We start from the raw sequence: 21,776 nt of genomic DNA, 5'->3' as shown, positions 1-21,776 counted from the left end.
GGTGGGTGATGACGGGATCGAACCGCCGACCCGCTGCTTGTAAGGCAGCTGCTCTCCCAGCTGAGCTAATCACCCTTTGCTTCGTTGAGGCCGCGAAATTTACGTGGGTATCGAAGCTAAGTCAATACCCCCGTTGAAGTTTTTTGAAATCAGCTGCACGCTGTAAGCTTCAAGCGGCACGTTAAAAGCAAGACGCACTCTGCTTCTAACTTGCTGCTTACCGCTTGAAGCTTGCAGCTTGTCACTTAAGGCTTGTCGCTTATGTAAGACATTTTTTTTGTCATCCCGCCGTCGACTACAAATTCCTGGCCAGTGACGAAACCGGCATTTTTCGATAGCAGCCAAGCCACCATCGCCGCCACGTCCTCGACGGTCCCTACCCTGCCCGCGGGATGCTGAGCATGGTCGGTATCCGACAGCGGCTCTGCACGGCGCACCGAAGGATCGCGTGCATCAATCCAGCCGGGGCTAACCGCGTTGACCCGGATCTCTGGCCCCAAGCTAATGGCCAATGCATGCGTAAGGGCCAATAGACCGCCCTTGCTCGCGGCATAAGCCTCCGTATCCGCTTCAGACTGCGCGGCTCGGGTCGAGGTCAAATTGACAATGGCGCCACAGTGCGCGCGCAAATAAGGCGTGCAGTGCTTGGCTAATAACATGGGGCCACTGAGGTTGACTGCTAACACGCGATTCCAATACGACAAGGTCAGGGTTTCCAGAATCGTATTGTGCGGATCGGCCACTGCAGCATTACAGACAAGTGCGTCAAGACGACCGAACTGCCCAAGCACTTCAGCGACCCCTGCCTTGACTTGCTCTTCAATAGAGACGTCCATGCCGATGAACCAAGCGTTATCGCCCAGCACTGCCGACACTTTCGCGCCGCGCTCGCGGTCAAGGTCCGTCAGGACCACTTGCCAGTTTTCGGAAATCAGCCACGCGGCAATCCCCAGTCCGATACCGCGCGCCGCGCCAGTGACCAAAGCGACCTTGCCGTTATGGATATTGGTCGCTTGCACCTCCCAATCACTCACAACGCCGCCAGACCACGCGCCAGATCAGCCTGCAGATCGGCGACATCTTCAAGGCCGACTGCAACCCTGATCAAGGTGTCCCGAATACCGGCGGCTTCGCGTTCATGTGGCGCCAAACGTCCGTGGGAAGTGGTGCTTGGATGGGTGATGGTGGTTTTCGTATCGCCCAGGTTGGCCGTGATCGAAATCAATCGCGTAGCGTCGATGAAGCGCCAAGCGCCCTCTTTGCCGCCTCTGACTTCAAAGCTGACCACCGCACCAAAGCCCTTTTGCTGACGCATGGCTAATTCATGCTGCGGGTGGCTTTTGAGTCCCGCATAGTAGACTTTTTCAATACCGTCTTGCTGTTCCAGCCATTCGGCCAGTATTTGAGCGCTGGCACAGTGGGCACGCATACGCAGGTTCAAGGTTTCCAGCCCCTTGAGAAAAATCCAGGCATTGAACGGGCTTAGCGTTGGTCCGGCAGTACGCAGGAAACCGACCACTTCTTTCATTTGCTCGCTGCGACCTGCGACCACCCCGCCCATGCAACGGCCTTGGCCGTCGATAAATTTAGTGGCCGAGTGCATTACCACGTCAGCACCCAATAGCAGTGGCTGTTGCAGTGCAGGCGTACAGAAACAGTTGTCGACAACCAACATCGCGCCTTTGGCGTGGGCGACTTCAGCCAACGCGGCGATATCCACCAGTTCGGCCAAGGGGTTGGACGGCGACTCGACGAACAGTAATTTGGTATTGGCCTTGATGGCTGCGTTCCAGCCGGAAACGTCGGCCAGCGGAACGTAATCCACTTCGATGCCAAAGCGCTTAAAGTACTTTTCAAACAGGCTAATGGTTGAACCGAACACGCTACGCGACACCAGCACATGGTCTCCAGCGCTGCATAGGCTCATAACGATGGCCAGGATCGCCGCCATCCCCGTCGCCGTGGCAACCGCTTGCTCGGCGCCTTCGAGGGCAGCGATACGTTCTTCGAAGGAGCGCACGGTCGGGTTGGTGTAGCGCGAGTAGACGTTGCCCGGCACTTCACCCGAGAACCGTGCCGCCGCGTCGGCAGCACTACGGAACACATAGCTGGAGGTAAAGAACATTGGGTCGCCGTGTTCACTTTCAGGCGTGCGATGTTGACCTGCACGCACGGCGAGGGTGTCGAAACCAACGCCGTCAAGATCACTGTCCAGCCGACCGGCATCCCATTCGTGAGTCATCCCACCTACTCCTTTAGTTGTTGTATAGATCGATGATGGCACTGACTGCCTGGGTCTTGACCTTGGACGCATCATTTCGCGCCTGCTCGATCTTATTCAGATAGAGCTCGTCGATATCGCCGGTAACGTACTCGCCATTGAACACCGAGCAATCGAAGTTATCGATTTTAACCTTGCCGCCACCTACCGCTTCGATCAGGTCACTTAAATCCTGGTAGATCAGCCAATCAGCACCGATCAGATCGGCCACGTCCTGGGTAGTGCGGTTATGCGCAATCAACTCGTGAGCGCTAGGCATGTCGATACCATAAACGTTCGGGTAGCGAACAGCAGGTGCCGCCGAGCAGAAATAGACATTCTTGGCGCCCGCTTCCCGGGCCATCTGAATGATCTGCTTGCAGGTGGTTCCACGCACGATGGAGTCATCCACCAGCATCACGTTTTTACCGCGAAACTCCAGCTCGATGGCATTGAGCTTCTGGCGTACGGATTTTTTCCGTGCGGCCTGCCCCGGCATGATGAATGTACGGCCGATGTAACGATTTTTGACGAAACCTTCACGGAATTTCACGCCCAAGTGATTCGCCAGTTCCAGTGCAGCGGTACGGCTAGTGTCTGGAATTGGGATCACCACGTCGATGTCATGGTGTGGTCGCTCACGAAGGATCTTGTCCGCCAGTCGCTCACCCATGCGCAGACGCGCTTTGTAGACGGAAATACCGTCGATGATGGAATCCGGGCGCGCCAAGTAAACGTGTTCGAAAATGCACGGCGAGTACTTGGGATTTTTCGCGCACTGACGGGTGTGTAGCTTGCCATCTTCAGTGATGTAAACCGCTTCGCCCGGCGCCAGATCGCGGATCAGGGTGAAGCCGAGCACGTCAAGCGCCACGCTTTCCGAAGCGATCATGTATTCGACGCCGCCGTCGGTATGGCGCTGGCCGAAAACGATCGGACGAATAGCGTCCGGGTCACGGAAGCCGACAATGCCATAACCGGTGATCATCGCAACTACGGCGTATCCACCACGGCAGCGGTGGTGCACGTCGCTCACGGCAGCGAACACGTCTTCTTCTGTTGGTTGCAACTTGCCGCGCTGCGCGAGCTCGTGCGCGAAGATGTTAAGCAACACCTCCGAGTCGGAGTTGGTGTTGACATGGCGCAAGTCCGACTCGTAAATCTCCTTGGCCAGTTGCTCAACGTTGGTCAGGTTGCCGTTGTGGGCCAACGTGATGCCATACGGCGAGTTGACATAAAACGGTTGAGCCTCGGCCGAGGTTGAGCTGCCCGCAGTGGGATACCGCACATGGCCAATACCCATGTGACCAACCAAGCGCTGCATATGGCGCTGGTGGAACACATCACGGACCAACCCGTTGTCCTTGCGCAGGAATAACCGGCCGCCATGGCTGGTTACAATACCGGCAGCGTCCTGGCCGCGGTGTTGGAGGACGGTAAGCGCGTCATACAGCGCCTGATTGACGTTCGACTTACCGACGATACCGACGATGCCACACATGCGACACAACCCCTACTGAGTGAAACTGGAAATACCGGGCACTTCTTACGGCTTTGAAGACGGTAAGAGGTGATCCTTGAACGGCAGATCAACCGGCAGGCTGATACCGCTGGCTAGCCACTTACTGGAGAAACCCAGAATCAGGTTTTTCGACCAGTCAGCGACCAATAAAAATTGCGGCAGCAGCTTAGATTGCTGCCACCATTGATCTTGCTGCACCGGTCCCAGGCTCAATAGCCCTACCGCTACAACGACCAGCAAGCCTCCGCGTGCAGCGCCGAAGACCATACCCAGAAAACGATCGGTCCCGGAAAGCCCGGTGACGCGAATCAGCTCGCCGATTAGAAAATTGACCATGGCGCCTACCAGCAGGGTGGCGACAAAAAGGATGGTGCAGCCCGCGATCACGCGCGCAGATGGTGTTTCGATATAAGTGACAAGATACTGCGAAAGCGACCCGCCGAACATCCAGGCAACGGCACCGGCTATGATCCAGGTGAGCAGCGACAATGCTTCCTTTACGAAGCCGCGCTTCAAGCTAATCAAAGCGGAGATGACGATGATCGCGAGGATCGCCCAATCAACCGGAGTAAATGGCACGTTGAGGCCTACAGACACATGAGGCGGCGCATTTTAGCAGAGCGCTTGCCCGTCGGTAAGCAGCGATTACCGACGGGGCAAGAATAGGCGGGAACTTAGTTGTGCTCAGGCTGGAAGCGCACCACAAAACCTTTGAGTTTTTGCTGTTTTCCTAACTGGTCGCGTAACCGATCCGCTTCTGCGCGTTCAATCAAAGGCCCCACAAACACCCGGTTCATACCGTCAGAAGAGCGAATGTAAGCGTTGTAACCTTGAGACCGCAGCGTTTTCTGCATCGCATCGGCACTGTCGCGATTGGACAGGCTGGCCAACTGCACCGACCAACTGACGGACAGGCCATTGACGTCGACATGACTGCTGTCTGCCTCTGCAGACTTGGCCGCAGGCGTTGCAGGTGCAGCTTTGGCGACAGTCGTCTGGGTCTTTGAAACAGGGGTTAACGTCGAGGAAGATTGCACGACGGACGCAAGTCCGGTCTGGGCCGGTGTGCGAGCAAGCTCTTCATCGGTGGGTACCGGCTCCTGGGGCAACGATTGCGGTTCCGGAACCGAAACCGGATCGACCTTGATCTGCGTCGTCGTCGGCGTCTGTGGCGTAGCTGGCACTTCGACATGTATGCGACGGGTTTCGTCCTGACGCGAAAATAGCATGGGCAAGAAAATCACCGCCAATGCGATCAACACCAGCGCACCTACCATTCGCTGCTTGAACAGATTATCCAGCAAAGCCATTTGCGACTTCCTCCTTGACGTGCCGGGCTAGCCATTCCAGGCCCTCGGCAACAGAATAAAAAGATCCGAACAGCAGAATTTCATCTTCAGCCGTCGCGTTGGCACATTGTGCATCCAAGGCCAGCGCGATACTTGAATGAGACGTCACGGTCGCGCCGAGGTTCTGTAATGCGGCCTGCAGGTCGTCCACGGCATAACTGCGAGGCGTTGGTAACGGGGCAACAGCCCACGCCTGGACGCTGGAGTTTAATTCGCCCAACACTCCGGCCAGATCTTTGTCCGATAGCAATCCGAATACCGCCAAACGCCTGCCGTTCAAGGGTCGTGCAGCAAGACGCTGGGCTAGATAATGTGCGGCATGCGGGTTATGGCCGACATCCAGCATCAGTTTGAGCGGTTTGCCATGCCAGACAATCTGACGTCGATCAAGGCGTCCGGTCACTCTGGTACTACTGAGAGCGGCGCATATCTGCAACGACTCCCAAGGCAAATCCAGCAGCGCATAGGCCTGCAGCGCCAATGCCGCGTTTTCCATTGGCAGATCAAGCAGCGGCAAATCATGCAGCTCAATGAATTGGCCTAGGACGTTGCGACCACGCCACTGCCAGGCGCTGCCGCTAACGTCCAGGTCGAAATCCCGGCCACGCAACAACAGCGGGCAGTTGAGTTCCTTGGCGCGACTGAGCAATGGCGCTGGAGGATCGATATCGCCACACAAAGCTGGACGTCCCTCACGAAAGATTCCGGCTTTTTCGAACGCGACAGACTCACGGGTGTTACCTAACCAATCAGCGTGATCGACACCAATACTGGTGACCAACGCCAGATCAGCGTCAACAATATTGACCGTGTCCAATCGGCCACCGAGACCGATTTCCAGCACTGCAACGTCCAACGCCGCACGCTCGAACAGCCAAAGCGCCGCCAGCGTACCCATCTCGAAATACGTCAGAGATACTTTGCCACGAGCCGCTTCAACCGCCGCGAAAGCCTCACACAATTCATTGTCAGTGGCTTCAACGCCACGCACCTGCACCCGCTCGTTGTAGCGCAGTAAATGTGGCGAGCTGTAAACACCTACATTGAGACCCTGCGCCTGGATCAATGAAGCAATAAATGCGCACGTAGAACCTTTGCCGTTTGTACCCGTGACCGTGATAACGCGGGGCGCGGGCCGGGTCAAACCCAGCGCTAGCGCCACCTGCTGCGAACGCTCCAGCCCCATATCGATGGCCGTAGGGTGCAATTGCTCAAGGTAGGCGAGCCAGTCGCCCAAGGTACGCACCGTCATATGGTGGCCGGGACCGGTGGAATATCAATCGGCTCAATCGGCGCGACGACGAACTTGGGCGTCGGCAGATTCATGAACTGAGCCAACAAATTACCCAGGCGTATTCGCAGCTCCTGACGATGAACGATCAGGTCGATGGCACCGTGTGCCAGCAGGAACTCACTGCGCTGGAAGCCTTCTGGCAATTTTTCTCTTACGGTCTGCTCGATCACTCGCGGACCGGCGAACCCGATCAGCGCTTTAGGCTCGGCAACGATCACGTCGCCCAGCATCGCCAGGCTTGCCGATACACCACCGTATACCGGGTCAGTGAGCACCGAGATAAAGGGCAGACCTTCTTCCCGAAGACGCGCCAGCACGGCCGACGTTTTAGCCATCTGCATCAGGGAAATCAGGGCTTCCTGCATTCGCGCGCCGCCGGAAGCAGCAAAACAGACCATCGGGCAGCGATTTTCCAGCGCGTAGTTGGCAGCGCGTACAAAACGCTCGCCCACTATGGCGCCCATAGAACCGCCCATAAACGAAAACTCGAATGCGCAGGCCACGACTGGCATGCCTAACAAAGTCCCGCTCATAGAGACTAAAGCATCTTTCTCACCGGTCTGCTTTTGCGCACCCACCAGGCGATCTTTATACTTTTTGCTGTCGCGAAACTTCAGACGGTCTACAGGTTCCAGCTCGGCGCCAAGCTCCGTGCGGCCCTCAGCGTCGAGAAAGATGTTCAGGCGTGCGCGTGCGCCGATGCGCATGTGGTGATTACACTTGGGGCAGACGTCCAGGGTTTTTTCTAGCTCTGGACGATAAAGCACCGCGTCGCAGGACGGGCATTTATGCCAAAGCCCTTCTGGAACCGAGCTTTTTTTCACCTCGGAACGCATGATCGAAGGGATCAGTTTGTCTACCAACCAGTTGCTCATGCTTTCTTTCTCCAGTACGACGGCTCGAACGCGGTCGATTTAAAACCCGCGTATGCCCTTAAGCTAAATTCATATGTGCAGCGATGATTAGGCAACACAGCGATCGACCAGTGCCGGACCTGCCTGAATTAACCTATCACCTGCCATTGTGACGACGTGCACCGCTTCGTCGCTCGCTTATTAAGTACCAACCGCGCTTTCGCTGCCGGAGGTTTATGGACGGTGGCTATACGCCAACCGTCACATCACTCTAAAACCCTGCTATCAACACCTTGCACCGCATTCATGAATGCGCGGATCTTTTCGTGATCCTTGATTCCCTTAACTGCCTCCACACCGCCGCTTACATCTACTGCGTAAGGCCGAACCTGCGCGATGGCCTGTGCAACATTGGTCGCGCTCAGCCCCCCAGCCAGAATAATGGGCTTGCTCAAGCCGTGCGGTATTAACGACCAGTCGAACGCTTCTCCCGTACCACCGGGTACACCTGCAACATAGGTGTCAAGCAGTATGCCGCTGGCCTTGGGGTAAGCGTGGCAACGCGCGGCTATGTCATCACCAGCCTGCACCCGCAATGCCTTGATGTAAGGCCGATGATAACCGTCACAGTCTTCGGCCGTTTCATCACCGTGAAATTGCAGCAGGTCCAGAGGAACGACCTCCAATATTTCCGTGAGCTCGCAACGGCTGGTATTAACGAACAAACCAACGGTAGTCACAAACGGAGGCAGGGCAGCAATGATTTCTCGCGCCTGAATCACCGAAACTGCCCGAGGGCTTTTGGCATAAAACACAAAACCAATGGCATCCGCACCTGCATCAACGGCGGCCAACGCATCTTCTATGCGGGTAATCCCGCAGATCTTGCTGCGAACGGCTGACATATAGGGAGAACCTCAGGCCTTATTCGGGGAAGTCACGAATGTTAACAAATGCTTTTCCACGCGTCAGCCGTCAAGTTCAGTGAAGCCCGTCAGGAAGTGTGGCCCTATGTATCGTTGCGGCAACGCAAACTCGTCGTGGTACTCCACTTGAACCAAGTAAAGCCCGTAAGGATGCGCCGTGACGCCGCCCGTACGCCGAACCCGGCTGTCCAATACTTCCTTGGCCCACTCAATAGGCCGCTCGCCAGTGCCAATGGTCATCAACACACCAGCAACGTTGCGCACCATATGGTGCAGGAAAGCATTGGCGCGCACGTCAATGACGATCATCTGCCCGTGCCGAGTGACTCGCAGATGATGCAATTGCTTAATCGGCGATTTCGCCTGACATTGCCCCGCCCGAAACGCGCTGAAATCATGGGTACCCACTAGATATTGAGCAGCTTGCGCCATCCGATCGACATCCAGCGGGCGATGATTCCAGGTCACTTGGTCACCCAAATGAGCCGGCCTGATCGGATCGTTATAAATGACATAGCGGTAACGCCGAGCAATCGCCTTGAACCGCGCATGAAAATGCGCCGGCATAACCTTCGCCCAGCTAACACTGATGTCGTGGGGCAGATTTATATTGGCACCCATTACCCAAGCCTTCAGCGAACGCTCAGCCTGAGTATCGAAATGCACCACCTGCCCACAGGCATGAACGCCTGCATCCGTACGACCCGCACACAACAACGAGACGGGCGCGTCAGCCACTTTTGATAGCGCTTTTTCAAGGGTTTCCTGCACGGTCAATACACCGGAAGCCTGACGCTGCCAACCGCAAAAACGCGAACCTTTGTACTCGACGCCCAATGCGATCCTGGAAAAGCCAGCGGCAGCCATTTCGGCCGCCGCATTTTCTGCAGTGCTATATGTTGAAGCCAAGACGTGCAGCCTGTTGGTTAACACAAAGGCGCCATTATAAGAGCTTCACCTGTTCTAAACGCAAACGACCGCAAAAGCGGTCGTTGTGCATTTATCTGCGGCTTGATCAGTGCAGAGTGGCAAGCATTTCCCGTGCTTCGGTTTTCTGGGCCTCATCGCCCTCGCCAACCACCTCGTCGAGAATATCCCTAGCGCCGTCGCTGTCGCCCATCTCAATATATGCCCGCGCCAGATCAAGTTTGGTCGCGGCTTCGTCGGTGCCTGCCAGGAAGTCGAACTCGGGCTCGTCATCTTCTGCCAACGCATCCTCAGCGGTAAAGCTTGGCGGCTTGGCAATCGCTGGTTGATCCATCGTCTGGGACAGACGATCCAATTCAGCGTTAACGTCATCAAGCTCGGTGGTGAACGCATTGGGTGTCGCGTCGTCGTCAAGCTCATCCGGCAAGGACAAGTCAAAATCATCAGGCAAGGTCGAGGTATCACCTACAGAGTGTGCCAGCGAAGGTGAATCATCAAACGCCGGCAATTCGTGCAAGTCGTCTTGGAGACTCAGAAGAAAATCATCTTCAGCGCTCAACGCCGGTGATTCTTCCGTCAGGTCTAGGTCGAAGTCGGATAAATCCTCGGGGGACGATAGCTTGGCTTCATTCTGTTGACGCAATACCGACTCAAAACTCAGCTCATCATCTGCCAGTGTATCGGCAGCCATTGACGCCCCAAGACCCGGTTCATCACGTTGCACCTTTCTTGCAGGTACCGGCGCGACAGGTTCTTCAAGAATTGCCGGAGAAACCTCTTCCAGCTCATCCAGGCTTAAGTCGAAATCCTGATCAAACGCCTCTAACTCATCAGATTCAATCGCTGGACCCGGCGCGGGTGCTGGCACCGTAGTAACCGTTGGCACCTCAGACGTATCGAGCAGCAAATCCTTGACGTAGTCCGCATCAAGCTCAGCCGCTAATGCTGCGGCACCCACTCCTGCGCCTGCCATTATCATCAACGGAAAGCGACTTTTCAGCTCGTCGACCTCAGCATGATTCTTACCGTCGGCCGCCAGCTTGCGCTCTAGGGCAGAAAAACCACTTCTGTCGCCCTGCTCTGCATAGATCTCCATCAACTTCAGGCGCAGGTCGCTGCGCTGAGGCTCTTGTTTAATAGCATCTTCCAGAAGCTCGGCAGCTTGGTTGAAGCGACCGTTTGCGACATGGACTGCAGCCTGATCAAGCACATTAAGCGAGCGCTCATGGATCGGCTCTGAAATCACCGGTGCGGGAATAGAGACCGGCACCGGCGCCAGCTTTACGTTGGGGGGCGGAACATCCAGGCCGTCAAAACTGTGTTCCGGCAAGTCCATATCAGCGGCGAAGTCTGATTCTTCGGCCAACGCTCGGGCCATGCGTTTGTGTTTTTCTGCTTCCTGCTGCGCCCTGCGGCGCCGCGTGAAGAACAGTAGCAACAAAAGCAAGATTACTAAGACGCCGCCGCCCACCAAGCCCAGCAGCATCGGGCTGGCGAGAACCTTACTGATCGCACTGTCAGTATCGCCGTTCTCCACTAGACCGCCAGGGTTAGGCGCAATAGGAGCGACGTCCGGAGCCGCTACAGGTTCCGCAGCAGGAGTCAACGCATCTTCCGGTGCGATTTCGCCTGGTCGCTTCGCGGCGCCACTGGCAGCCGGGGTTGCAGCAACTAATGCAGCGGGCAAAGAGGGCGCGCCTGGGGCGGTCTGCGTGACGGGCGGTGCAATGCCGCCCTGGGCCTGCATTTTAGCCAACTGGTCGTTTTTCAGTTGAATTAACCGCTGCAACTTGTCCAACTGGCTTTGCAAATCTGACATTCGACTTTTAAGCTCGGCGTTATCACGACGCGTCGTATCCAGGTTTTCCTTTGCCACCGCCAGCTGGTTACTTAAGGCCTTGCTGTCGCCCGACGCTCCACTTTTGCCGACTTTCGAGTTGCCTGAAACCAGACTCAGATTGTCCTTAGCCTCAACGTTGGCAGGCGCAGCGCCAGGTTTGGCGTGACGGGTCGCGTCCACTTGGCGCGCGGCGGAAGGCAGACTGCGTCGCTGGCGCCATGCAAGATTTTGTTCTCTAACTTGAACGATGGCCTGCGGTTGCGGGGTAGCGGCAACTTGTTGCTGATCAGGAAGACGCAGCACTTCACCGATTTTCAATCGGTTAATGTTGCCATTGATAAAGGCCCCAGGATTCAGTGCCTGAATGGCTAGCATAGTTTGCTGAACCGACCCGCTACTTCGTACGCGGGATGCAATTTCCCACAATGTATCGTGTTTGTTCGTGGTGTACTGAGCAGGTTTCGCTTCGACGGCAGGCGTCGGCGCTGGCAATTTGGCAGGCGCCGGAGGTGATGCACCTTCGGGAGCCGACACGGGCACTGGCGCCGGGGCTATCACCGGAAGCTGAGCACTGGAAGCTGAGGCAGCAGCGGCTTGCGGCGTAGCTTTAGGCGGGTCAAGCAGCACACTGTACTCACGCAGCAGCCGACCATTAGGCCAGAGCACTTGCACCAGGAACTTCATGTTCGGATCGCGAATCGGCTTGGTCGACGTGATCCTTAATATACTTTTACCACCGGCATCAATTACCGGTGTAAACGTCAGATCGTCAAGAACCCCGCGCCGATCAACACCTGCCTGCGCAAAATCAGCGGAGGTAGCGAGGCTCGGTACTACTTGCCCAACGGTTACATCCCGCACGTCGAGCAGCTCAATTTCCGCGACAAGCGGCTGATTCAGGGTCGACTTCAGGGTCAAGTCCCCGAGCGCCAATGCGTGCGCCATACCGGATGACAGCGCCGAGGCTGTAGCGATTGCTAATACCAGTTTGCGAACCTGAACCATAGCCCATCCCTTGTCTGAATATTCCTCGGCAACCGAGAAGGTAAAGCCTACGTTAGCCGTCAAGCCGAAGTGATTCGCCCAATTGTTGCCAAGTATCTTTTACACAAGGTCTTTTATCAACAATTCAGCCACTTGGACAGCGTTCAACGCTGCCCCCTTGCGAACATTATCTGAGGTAATCCACAAGTTGAGCTCCGAAGGGTCATCAATCCCCAAACGGACTCGACCTATATAGACCACATCCTGGCCCACTGCATCGCCAACGGCGGTAGGGTAATCACCGGCTTCGACCAGCTCGATGCCGGGTGCAACACGCAGTGCGGCATTGACGGCAGCCAAGTCGACTGGCCCTGAAGCCTGCAGCGAAACGCTGAAACTATCACCAAAAAACACCGGGGCTTGAATGCAGCTGGCAGAAATTTTCAGTGACGGCAGGGCCAGTAGCTCTCGCAACTCCGCAACCAGGCGCTTTTCCAGCGGACTGTGCCCTTGCGCATCGGGAGTGCCGACCTGAGCCAAGAGATTGAAGGCCATCTGCCGGTCGAAGAAGCGCGGTTCCATCGGCCGAACATTGAGCAATTCGGCTGTCTGCCGAGCCAACTCAGCAACACCTTCACGTCCTTGACTGGAAACAGCCAGGCATGCCGTTACGTTGATGCGCACCACATCAAGCAGGTCGCGCAATGGCGCCAGGGCCACCGCCAATGCGGTCGTAGACGGACTAGGGCTGGAGACCTGATACGGCTTTTTTAACGCATCCAGCAAGACTGCATTGATTTCCGGGACGACGTTAGGAGCTTGCTCAACGGGCAAGCCGCCGGAGAGATCAATCACCGTACAACCGGCTGCCGTGGCCCGCACGGCGTAGCTACGGGTAATCGCAGGACCTGCGGCAAAGAACACCAACTGGACTTTACTGAAATCGAACTCGTCGACTTCACGCACACGTACGTTCTTGCCGCGGTAAGGCACTGAATGACCTGCCGATTCAACGCTCGCCAACAGGTGCAGATTGGCAACCGGAAAATCACGTTCTTCGAGAATCTGTACGAGGGTTTCGCCGACGGTACCGGTGGCGCCGATCACGGCAATATCAAGGGACTGGGTCATGCAAACGCCTCAAGCAAAACGGGGAGCGGCACTTTAACCGTCGAATTGCTGACAGGCAATTGTGCGTGGAACAGGTGGAGTGCTACTGAAATAACAGCACGTCAGGGTTCCAGGCCTATCCGGAAAAACGTCCCGCTACTCCATACGCCCAGCCAACGCTGCCCGTCGATCTCCCGGGCCTCTGCCAAGTCAACCAGTTGATAAAACACATTGCGGTGAATTAGCGCCTCCAGGTTGACGCGCACGTGGATATAGGGCGCTGGTTCCTGGGTTTCAGGGTCTATTTCCACACGCAAAGGATGTTCAGGGCCCGCTTCGGTCTGATCATCGACATTGGTAGTGAAACGCAGAACTTGCTGCTCGCCTTCACCCTCCACCTCAAGGCTGACGGCAACAAATGGAGCATCGTCGACTTTGATCCGGACCTTTTCCACGGGAGTGATCAGGAAATAATCATCATCGTCACGGCGCATGATCGTGGAAAACAGTCGAACCATAGGTTTACGCCCGATCGGCGTACCCAGGTAATACCACGTACCGTCCCGAGCGATACGCATGTCGATATCGCCACAGAAATCGGGGTTCCACAGGTGAACAGGCGGCAACCCTTTTGACTTGGGAATCTGTGCAAACAGGTCATTGGCCTTGCCCGGATCACTCATTTTCTTGCTCCTTTAAAGGTGCTACCGGCTAACACCCATCAGGCTACGAGCGTAATCCTCCAAAGGCGGCGCTAGCAAATCTTCAGGTTTAGTATTGCGCATCGTCAGCAATCCGCCTCGGGTATGTATGCGGGCGGTGTCGATCAAATAGCGGGTGGTGGTTTCAATCAACATGAGCTGGATCACCCCGCTGTCGACGCCTAACCGATCCACGGCTTGCTGATCAGTCCACTCGTCAGTGTTGCCAATGCGGTCATCAGCCTTGGCGAAACGGGTGTAAAGCAAATAGTTGGCACCCGCGGCTCGCGCTTCAGTCATCGCTTCATCCAGACCCATTGGCGCCTTGGCCCGACGGACCATTGGGAAGTATTCGATAAAGCCCTTAAAGGCTTCTTCGGCGACAACGTTGGGGCGTGGATAGGCATTGCCAGGCGGCACAAACGAACCCTGTGCGATGTAGATGAATGAGTCTGGTTGCAAGCGTCGGTTATTCGCTCGATTGGTGTCACTGTGATCGAGCAAGCCAGCATCGCTTAACTGATCATGAGCCCCCTGCCCCATATCGCTGATACTCATGCAGCCACTTAACGACAACAGCGTCAGTAGCAAAACCAGGCTACGCATCATCCCCTCCAGGTGCCAGTGACGGAAAACCGGCGAATGCGCGACTGATGCAGCTTCCGCGCCACTCATAAAAAAAGAGCTGAGGCGCTACCAAGTTTCGACGAAGGAGTTAAAAATTCACACACTTGCGTCAGAGATCACCCTCCAATAATCTTCATTACCATAGCGCCGCCGGAAAACGCCACTTCCTGCTTATCGCCCAAAGCCCTGACCAGCAGCCTTTGTAACGCCGGCAGGGCTTGATGGCGAGGTTTGTCCAGAAGGTCGCCGATATAATGGCGGTTGCTGGAAGATAGACAGCCATGCAACCAGCCAGTAGAGGACAGGCGCAAACGCGAGCAGGTTCGGCAAAAGGGCACGCTTTCGTTGGCGATGACACCAAAAAAACCTTTGCCGGGGATTTGATAGCGCACCGCCGTGGCATCCACGGGCGCATCGGCCTGAAGGTATTCGTAGTGATCGCCGATTAGCGCCAGCAGTTGCTGCAAGCTGACAAATTGCTGCAAAAACGCGTTCGAGTCGCTGGCCAGGTGGCCCATGCGCATCAGCTCGATAAAGCGCAGTTCATAACCACGCTCAAGACAGTAATCAAGCAAAGGCATCACCTGATCCAGGTTTTGCCCGCGCAACGGCACCATGTTGACTTTAATTTTGATGCCTGCCGCGCTGGCCTGGGTCATGCCGTCAAGCACAGTGAGCAAATCACCGCCACGGGCAATGGTGCGAAATGCCAAGGGGTCTAAGGTGTCGAGAGAAACATTAAGCCGACGAATATTGGCATCCACCAGCAGCGGCAGTTTGCGAGCCAGCAGTTGGCCATTGGTTGTCAGGCTGATTTCGTCGAGACCCAACTGCCCGATCTGAGCCATGAAGGTCTCCAGTTTTGGACTGACCAGAGGCTCGCCACCCGTGATACGCAGACGTTCAATGCCCGCGGCCTCAATCAGGTACGCCACGCCACTCGCCATGGCGTCCGCCGACAACTCATCCTGCGCGGCCACTAAGCGCTTACCATTTGGCACACAGTAAGTGCAGGCGTAATTGCAGGCAGAGGTCAGGCTGATCCGCAGATTGCGAAAACGCCTGCCTTGACGGTCAACGATCATGAATGGCTCCGGCAAAAAAAGGTGGACCGCTAAAACCTGACTCACACATCAATTTTTAGCAAGGCCTATGCCCGAGTATATTACTGGGACTCTTAACAGTTCATTGACTACCTGCAACCATAAAGCCCCCGAATGGCTTAAATGCTGGGCGGGGTATCGGTATCACGCTTGCGCTTGTTGCCCATGCGCACGCCAATATCCATCAGGAATTGAAAGAAGCCTTCCTGATCTTCGAGTACATTGCTCCAGAACGGCGAGTGATACAGCGCTACGGCGCCATGCACCAACGCCCAGGACGCGCAGAAGTGGAAATAAGGAGGCACGTCTTCAAGCTTGCCTTCGTTAATCCGGCCTTCAATCAACAACGTGAGGCGCTCAAAGTTGGAGGCACGAATCTTGTGCAACTCAACGACCATTTCCGGCACCTGGTTGCCCTTGACTACCTTTTCTTCCAAGCGATCAAACAACCGGTACCGTTGTGGATCACGCATACGGAACTCAAAGTAAGCACGGGATAAAGCTTCCTTATCCTTGTCGACGTCGGCAGAGTGCAGCAACTCATTCAAATCCCGCTCATAATCGAGCATCAAGCGCAGATAAATCTCCGCTTTCGACTTGAAATGCTTATAGATAGTGCCTTTGCCGATACCCACGGCATCCGCGATCATCTCGACGGTGACACTGTCTTCACCTTGATCGAGGAACAGCTTTAGCGCGGTATCGAGAATTTCTTGCTCGCGGCGACGAAACTCACGGACCTTACGAGGTTCTTTCTGCATAAGAAAAGGTCTGTTGGGGGGTCAAAATCGAAGCCGCGTATTATGCCTAACTTGTGCCAAATTGCACGGATCATCCGACATGTCTACGTTTCTTGATGAATTTACACAGGCTCCAGGCCTGCGATATCTAAACCACGCGGCGGTCGCTCCCTGGCCAAAACGCGCCGCAACCGCCGTCACTCGCTTTGCTCAGGAAAACGTTTTACTGGGCGCGCGCGACTATCCTGATTGGATGATAGTTGAACAACGCCTTCGTGAACGCCTGATGCGTCTAATGAATGCACCGTCGACCGATGACATTGCACTGGTCAAAAACACGTCGGAAGCGCTGTCATTCGTCGCCTTTGGGCTGGACTGGAAGAGCGGCGATCAAATCGTCATTAGTGACGAAGAGTTTCCTTCCAACCGAATCGTCTGGGAGGCGCTAAAGCCTCAAGGCGTTGAAGTCATTCAGGTCAGCCTTAAGGGCGACAACCCGGAAGCGGCATTGCTTGCGGCGTGCGGTCCTCGTACACGGCTGTTATCGATTAGTGCTGTGCAATTCGCTACAGGCCTGCGTCTTGATCTCGAAGTGCTTGGCCAAGGGTGCAAAACACGTAATGTATTGTTCTGCATCGATGCCATTCAGCACTTGGGCGCCCTGCCCTTCGATGTTCAAGCAAGCCAATGCGACTTTGCGATGGCCGACGGCCACAAGTGGTTGCTGGGCCCGGAGGGCCTGGGGGTGTTTTACTGCCGCGCCGAATTGCGACCACAGTTGAAGCTAAATGAGTTTGGCTGGCACATGCTGGAACATATGGGCGATTACAACCGCACCACTTGGGAACCTGCTCTGTCTGCGCGTCGTTTCGAATGCGGCAGCCCGAATGTGCTGGGTAGTATGGCGCTGGAAGCCAGCCTTTCTTTGCTTGAGGAGGTAGGCATGGAACACGTCGGCAAGGCTATTGCAGAGCGCGTGCTGTGGCTCGAAGAAGGATTGAGCTCTATTCCCGGCGCTCGCCTGCACACGTCGAAAGACCCTAAGCGACGTGCAGGCATTCTGTCGTTCAGCCTTGATGGCGTGGAAAACTCAGCGCTGTTCGAGCGACTTAAGCAACATCAGGTGGTATGCGTACAACGGGGGCCTGGCATTCGTTTCTCCCCACATTTCTATACAGAGTCGCGGGTGATTGAGGAGACGTTGGCTTTGGTACGCGAACTAGCAGCGCGGTGAGAACCCAATCAAAGCGTCGATATTCCAAATCCGTTTAAAGAATAGTGTGGATTGGGCTGGACGCGCGGCAATCATGACCAATACTTAACTCGTTGGCGCGGCATCTCCCCCAAGTGGCGCGCCAATGAGGGTACCAATGGATCGCGTACCTTTGTTTACTCCTAATGGTCTTAACCCGGATTCACCCCCCAGAACCCGGGTTTTTTTTGCCTGTGTTTTACACACAGTAAAGATACAACCTCGCCCTCCCTGTGTTTGGAGGAAGTGTAGATGTCAGCGCTTCAGATGAGCCAGCGGAAACAGGCGGGCGAAGTTTTCGGTGGTCTGCTCGGCGAAGCGCTCATAGGACTCGCCGCGCAGCATCGCCAGAAACTCAGCGACCTCCCGCACATATTGAGGCAGGTTCGGCTTGCCCCGGTAAGGTATAGGCGCAAGGTAAGGTGAGTCGGTTTCTACCAGCAAACGATCAACGGGAACTTGGCGCGCCACGTCACGCAACGCGTCGGCGTTGCGGAAGGTGACGATCCCGGACAGCGAGATATAAAAACCCAGGTCCAGTGCCGCTTTGGCCATCGCCCAGTCCTCAGTGAAACAATGCAACACTCCGCCCTGTGGCAAGGCCGCTGCACGCATCAAATCCAGGGTGTCGGCGCGAGCGCCTCGGGTGTGGACGATCACCGGCTTGCCCGTCAGATTGGCCGCCTCAAGGTGCAAACGAAACGATGCCTGTTGAAGCTGCGCAGCTTCGGGCTCGTAGTGATAGTCGAGACCGGTTTCGCCGATGGCGACTACCCTCGGATGGTTGAGCTCCGCCAATAACCAGTCCAGCGCAGGTGCCGTGCCCGGTTGCAGGTCAAGCGGGTGAACGCCGACCGAGCAATCCACATCGTCATAGCGATCAGCCAAGGCTTTTACCGCACCGGCGTTTTCGGCGCTGACGCCGATGCACAGAAAATGCCCGACACCCCGCGCCCGGGCGGCATCCAGGGCAGCGTCCAGTGAACCTGCATGTTCAGCGAGGTCGAGACGATCGAGGTGACAATGGGAATCTACAAGCATGAAGGAGGCTACAACTACATCGTATGAGTGGGACGGTCGGACTTAAGAGCACCGGCCAGATACGTTTCGATTTTATTGCGTGCAGCGTTATCACCGTCGTTGAATTGAACGCCAACCCCGGCAGCCCGATTGCCTTGGGCGCCTTTGGGGGTGATCCAGGTAACTTTGCCCGTTACCGGAATTTTTTCCGGCTCGTCCATCAGGTTAAGCAGCATGAATACCTCGTCACCCAGCTTGTAGCTCTTGCTGGTCGGGATAAACAAACCGCCATTCTTGATAAAGGGCATATACGCCGCGTACAACACCGACTTGTCCTTGATGGTCAGAGACAGGATGCCATTACGTGGACCGGGGTTCAGCGGCAAATTCATTGCAACTCCTTTAGGGGAAGTGATCCTGCAGCAGGAGTCTACCCCTGTCCGGGCAAGCCTGCCCACTGCACCAGCAAGGCTTCGAGCAATAAAACGCGGTTAAGGTTTGATTTGGACATAACCTTTTGCCGTTGCGCCAGCACCCAATCCTGAATGCTGAGCACTTTGTCCTGCCTGGTTTTTTGCGCCAAGTACTGCAAAACCTTGCGCATATCATCCAAACCGAGACCAGCTTCATCCTGGGTCAGTTGATAACGCAGGATCAATAGCGCCCAACCGGTGAACCAGTCAAACAACAACAACAACGGAATATCTTTCCAGCCTTCGGCCAACTGAGTCGGTGATTGCTGCTGTTTAAGGAGTTTTTTCACACCGTCGACCACCAGCGCCCGCTGCTCACGAACCCCTTGGGTATTCAGACTGACTGCCGCCAGAGGCGATCCTGCGGCCAGCGTGAGCAACTCGGCACGCTCGTCTTCAGAGCAGTCAGGTAAAGCTGTGGCCAACCACTGCAAGCTCACCGCCCTACTTGGCAGCGGGCAGGCCTGCTGCACGCAACGGCTCCTGACAGTAGGCAACAATCGACTCGACTGATGACTGATCAGTAACAGGACGGTATTACCGGAGGGTTCTTCAAGGCTTTTCAGCAAAGCGTTGGCAGCATTGACGTTCATCGACTCTGCCGGCTCGATCAACACTACTTTGCGACCACCCATTTGTGCGGTCTGCACTACAAAGCTCACCAGATCGCGGACCTGATCAACTTTGATCGCCTTGTCCGCCTCTTCTGGCTCCAGTACGTAGTGATCGGGATGAGTGCCCGCAGCTAAAAGCAGGCATGACTTGCACTGACCACAAGCATTCAAACCTGCGGGCCGCTGGCACAGCAAGCGAGCCACCAACCGTTGCGCCAATGCTCGCTTGCCGATGCCTACAGGACCGTGCAGCAAATAAGCATGCGCATGCTCGGTACGCCCGGCCATCTGCTGCCAGAGGCCTTCCTGCCAAGGATAGGCTTCAGCCACGGCATAGCTCCAAAAGTTCAGGCAGCAGGTCATCGAGTGACTGCTGAACTTCGGACAACGCCAATGCTGCGTTCACCAGTCGATAGCGCGCAGGATTAGCGCCCGCGCGATTCAAATACGTACTGCGCACAGCATCAAAAAAACCCCGGCCTTCCTGCTCGAAACGGTCAAGTCGGCCACGGGCTGTTGCTCGGGCCAATCCGATTTCCACTGGCAAGTCGAACACCACGGTCATATCAGGGCGCAGATCACCTTGAACGAACGCTTCCAGCGCCGCAATCCGGTCATGGGACAAACCTCGGCCGCCGCCCTGATACGCGTAGGTCGCATCGGTAAACCGGTCACACAGCACAACGGCTCCGCGTGCCAGTGCGGGACGAATAACCTCAGCCAAGTGCTGGGCTCTGGCGGCGAACACCAGTAACAACTCCGTATCAGCATTCATTGACTCGTCGCTGGGCGCCAGTAACAGCTCGCGTATTCGCTCTGCCAACGGCGTGCCACCCGGTTCGCGGGTCAGCACAACATCGACACCTTGCGCACGCAGACACTGGGCGAGGTATTCACGATTGGTACTTTTGCCCGCGCCTTCGGGACCTTCCAAGGTAATAAACAGGCCAGTCACAGGCAGTCCTTCATCATGTTCATTGTGGCTTTTGCTCGTCTTTTTCGACCGGTACGGCAATCGGAGCGGCGTCGTCGGGTTGAGGCCTGGGCTCGGAGTTGGCTTCGGGCTTGGCATCAGCCTCGGGCTTTAGTTCAGGTGCAGGCTCAAGCCTGGATTCCATGGTCGGCGTGATAGCGGGAGCAACAACGGGGGCTGGACTGGAGCGGTAATCTGCTCGCCTTTTGAGCTGAAACTCACGGACCGCGCTGTTATGCGATTCCAGATCATCCGAGAACACGTGGCTGCCGTCGCCTCGTGCCACGAAATAGAGGCTGCTGCCAGCCACCGGATTAAGCGCAGCGTGGATCGCTTCACGCCCCACTAACGAAATTGGCGTGGGTGGTAACCCGGAAATAACATACGTGTTGTACGGTGTTGGTTCCTTCAAGTACGCACGAGTCAGCTTGCCGGTGTAGCGCTCGCCGAGGCCATAAATCACCGTAGGATCAGTCTGCAACAACATGCCTATATGCAGACGGCGGACAAATACACCGGCGATTTTTCCGCGTTCTTGAGGAACGCCGGTTTCTTTCTCAACCAATGACGCCATGATCAAGGCCTGATACGGATCGACGTAGGGCACATCTGCGGCGCGCCTGGCCCATTCGTCGGCCAGCACCTCGTCCAGACGGTTGTACGCCTGCTTGAGCATGTCCAGATCGCTCATCCCAAGCACGTACCGATAGGTGTCTGGAAAGAAACGACCTTCGGGAAACACATTGGGGTGCCCGAGCTTGCTCATCAACTCACTGTCGCTCAGCCCCGCCAGCGCTTGCTCAAGCTTGACCTGTTTTGCCAGTGCAGACCGAACCTGACGAAAATTCCAACCCTCGACCAGGGTCAGGCTGTATTGCACCACTTCGCCGCGCGCCCACAGGTCTAGAAGCCCCCGTGCATCCATGCCGGGCGTCATACGATATTCACCGGTGTGGAACGACTGGCCGGCTAGGTTAAAGCGCCAATAAAGGCGTAACCAAAACGCATCCTTGATCACGCCGTCAGTTTCCAGGCGATTGAGCACTCCGGTAGGCGTGGAGCCTGCCGTGACGTCCAGCAGTTGTTCCTGAGTGACATTCAAGGGTTGCTTGAGGGCAACATTCTGCTCCCAGGCAAAAAACCCCAGGAGTAAACCCGCAAGAAGCAGGCCCCCTTCAAACACCACCAACAATTTACGAATCACTGA

Annotated in this window: 21 protein-coding genes and 1 tRNA gene; 1 reads left to right on the top strand and 21 read right to left on the bottom strand. The window is 56.0% G+C overall.

Annotated features, from left to right (window positions below; translation table 11 throughout):
• Positions 1 to 2: 2 nt before the first annotated feature.
• The 16 genes from QN378_RS22650 to QN378_RS22575 all read right to left on the bottom strand — a co-directional run bounded on the left by QN378_RS22650 (position 3) and on the right by QN378_RS22575 (position 16,258).
• Positions 3 to 75: transfer RNA gene (locus tag QN378_RS22650), tRNA-Val, on the bottom strand.
• A gap of 170 nt (positions 76 to 245) precedes the next feature.
• A complete protein-coding gene (locus tag QN378_RS22645) occupies positions 246 to 1,034 on the bottom strand; it encodes an SDR family oxidoreductase (protein ID WP_322204851.1) in 789 nt (262 codons plus the stop codon).
• The gene (locus QN378_RS22640) at positions 1,031 to 2,242 is read right to left on the bottom strand and encodes an O-succinylhomoserine sulfhydrylase (RefSeq protein WP_322204852.1); all 1,212 of its coding nucleotides are present in this window, start codon (positions 2,240 to 2,242) and stop codon (positions 1,031 to 1,033) included. The genes QN378_RS22645 and QN378_RS22640 overlap by 4 nt, the downstream gene beginning before the upstream one ends.
• 13 nt (positions 2,243 to 2,255) lie before the next feature.
• A complete protein-coding gene (gene purF, locus QN378_RS22635) occupies positions 2,256 to 3,761 on the bottom strand; it encodes an amidophosphoribosyltransferase (protein ID WP_322204853.1) in 1,506 nt (501 codons plus the stop codon).
• A 45-nt stretch (positions 3,762 to 3,806) separates the two neighbouring features.
• Positions 3,807 to 4,361, bottom strand: a complete 555-nt coding sequence (locus tag QN378_RS22630; protein ID WP_322204854.1) for a CvpA family protein — start codon at positions 4,359 to 4,361, stop codon at positions 3,807 to 3,809.
• Between the two features lie 95 nt (positions 4,362 to 4,456).
• On the bottom strand, positions 4,457 to 5,092 hold the full coding sequence (locus tag QN378_RS22625; RefSeq protein ID WP_322204855.1) for an SPOR domain-containing protein: 636 nt from the start codon (positions 5,090 to 5,092) through the stop codon (positions 4,457 to 4,459).
• Complete coding sequence (gene folC, locus QN378_RS22620; protein ID WP_322204856.1) at positions 5,076 to 6,383, bottom strand: bifunctional tetrahydrofolate synthase/dihydrofolate synthase; 1,308 nt, start codon at positions 6,381 to 6,383, stop codon at positions 5,076 to 5,078. The genes QN378_RS22625 and folC overlap by 17 nt, the downstream gene beginning before the upstream one ends.
• On the bottom strand, positions 6,380 to 7,300 hold the full coding sequence (gene accD, locus QN378_RS22615; protein WP_322204857.1) for an acetyl-CoA carboxylase, carboxyltransferase subunit beta: 921 nt from the start codon (positions 7,298 to 7,300) through the stop codon (positions 6,380 to 6,382). Before accD ends, folC begins: the two co-directional genes overlap by 4 nt.
• 245 nt (positions 7,301 to 7,545) lie before the next feature.
• Complete coding sequence (locus tag QN378_RS22610; protein WP_322204858.1) at positions 7,546 to 8,184, bottom strand: phosphoribosylanthranilate isomerase; 639 nt, start codon at positions 8,182 to 8,184, stop codon at positions 7,546 to 7,548.
• A gap of 63 nt (positions 8,185 to 8,247) precedes the next feature.
• The gene (gene truA / locus QN378_RS22605) at positions 8,248 to 9,072 is read right to left on the bottom strand and encodes a tRNA pseudouridine(38-40) synthase TruA (protein ID WP_322206905.1); all 825 of its coding nucleotides are present in this window, start codon (positions 9,070 to 9,072) and stop codon (positions 8,248 to 8,250) included.
• A 148-nt stretch (positions 9,073 to 9,220) separates the two neighbouring features.
• Complete coding sequence (locus QN378_RS22600) at positions 9,221 to 11,977, bottom strand: FimV/HubP family polar landmark protein (RefSeq protein WP_323550852.1); 2,757 nt, start codon at positions 11,975 to 11,977, stop codon at positions 9,221 to 9,223.
• Between the two features lie 99 nt (positions 11,978 to 12,076).
• A complete protein-coding gene (locus tag QN378_RS22595; protein WP_323550853.1) occupies positions 12,077 to 13,087 on the bottom strand; it encodes an aspartate-semialdehyde dehydrogenase in 1,011 nt (336 codons plus the stop codon).
• A 101-nt stretch (positions 13,088 to 13,188) separates the two neighbouring features.
• Entirely contained in the window at positions 13,189 to 13,749 is a 561-nt protein-coding gene (locus QN378_RS22590; RefSeq protein WP_322204861.1) for a DUF1285 domain-containing protein, read from the bottom strand.
• A gap of 21 nt (positions 13,750 to 13,770) precedes the next feature.
• Positions 13,771 to 14,373 (bottom strand): DUF4823 domain-containing protein, encoded by a 603-nt coding sequence (locus tag QN378_RS22585; RefSeq protein WP_322204862.1) that lies wholly within the window; start codon positions 14,371 to 14,373, stop codon positions 13,771 to 13,773.
• A 137-nt stretch (positions 14,374 to 14,510) separates the two neighbouring features.
• On the bottom strand, positions 14,511 to 15,479 hold the full coding sequence (locus QN378_RS22580) for a GTP 3',8-cyclase MoaA (protein WP_322204863.1): 969 nt from the start codon (positions 15,477 to 15,479) through the stop codon (positions 14,511 to 14,513).
• A gap of 137 nt (positions 15,480 to 15,616) precedes the next feature.
• Entirely contained in the window at positions 15,617 to 16,258 is a 642-nt protein-coding gene (locus QN378_RS22575) for a TetR/AcrR family transcriptional regulator (protein ID WP_322204864.1), read from the bottom strand.
• Between the two features lie 79 nt (positions 16,259 to 16,337).
• On the opposite strand from QN378_RS22575, the gene QN378_RS22570 reads away from it, so the two are divergent.
• Positions 16,338 to 17,471, top strand: coding sequence for an aminotransferase class V-fold PLP-dependent enzyme (locus QN378_RS22570; protein ID WP_322204865.1), 1,134 nt, complete (start codon positions 16,338 to 16,340; stop codon positions 17,469 to 17,471).
• A 273-nt stretch (positions 17,472 to 17,744) separates the two neighbouring features.
• Here QN378_RS22570 and QN378_RS22565 read toward each other — a convergent pair whose 3' ends face one another.
• From QN378_RS22565 to mltG, 5 genes are read right to left on the bottom strand one after another with little or no spacing between them, the layout of a single operon-like run.
• On the bottom strand, positions 17,745 to 18,530 hold the full coding sequence (locus QN378_RS22565; protein WP_322204866.1) for a TatD family hydrolase: 786 nt from the start codon (positions 18,528 to 18,530) through the stop codon (positions 17,745 to 17,747).
• A 14-nt stretch (positions 18,531 to 18,544) separates the two neighbouring features.
• Positions 18,545 to 18,901: a PilZ domain-containing protein gene (locus QN378_RS22560; RefSeq protein WP_322204867.1), complete on the bottom strand. Its 357-nt coding sequence runs from the start codon at positions 18,899 to 18,901 to the stop codon at positions 18,545 to 18,547.
• Between the two features lie 38 nt (positions 18,902 to 18,939).
• The gene (locus tag QN378_RS22555; protein ID WP_322204868.1) at positions 18,940 to 19,926 is read right to left on the bottom strand and encodes a DNA polymerase III subunit delta'; all 987 of its coding nucleotides are present in this window, start codon (positions 19,924 to 19,926) and stop codon (positions 18,940 to 18,942) included.
• Entirely contained in the window at positions 19,919 to 20,551 is a 633-nt protein-coding gene (gene tmk / locus QN378_RS22550) for a dTMP kinase (RefSeq protein WP_322204869.1), read from the bottom strand. Before tmk ends, QN378_RS22555 begins: the two co-directional genes overlap by 8 nt.
• A gap of 19 nt (positions 20,552 to 20,570) precedes the next feature.
• Positions 20,571 to 21,773 carry an endolytic transglycosylase MltG gene (gene mltG / locus QN378_RS22545; RefSeq protein ID WP_322204870.1) on the bottom strand — a complete coding sequence of 401 codons (1,203 nt, stop codon included), beginning with the start codon at positions 21,771 to 21,773 and terminating at the stop codon, positions 20,571 to 20,573.
• Positions 21,774 to 21,776 lie beyond the last annotated feature (3 nt).

It is taken from the genome of Pseudomonas sp. 10S5 (genome assembly GCF_035019745.1).
Lineage (GTDB): Bacteria > Pseudomonadota > Gammaproteobacteria > Pseudomonadales > Pseudomonadaceae > Aquipseudomonas.
Note: the sequence above shows the minus strand (reverse complement) of the source record. Positions and strands in the feature narration are given on the sequence as shown.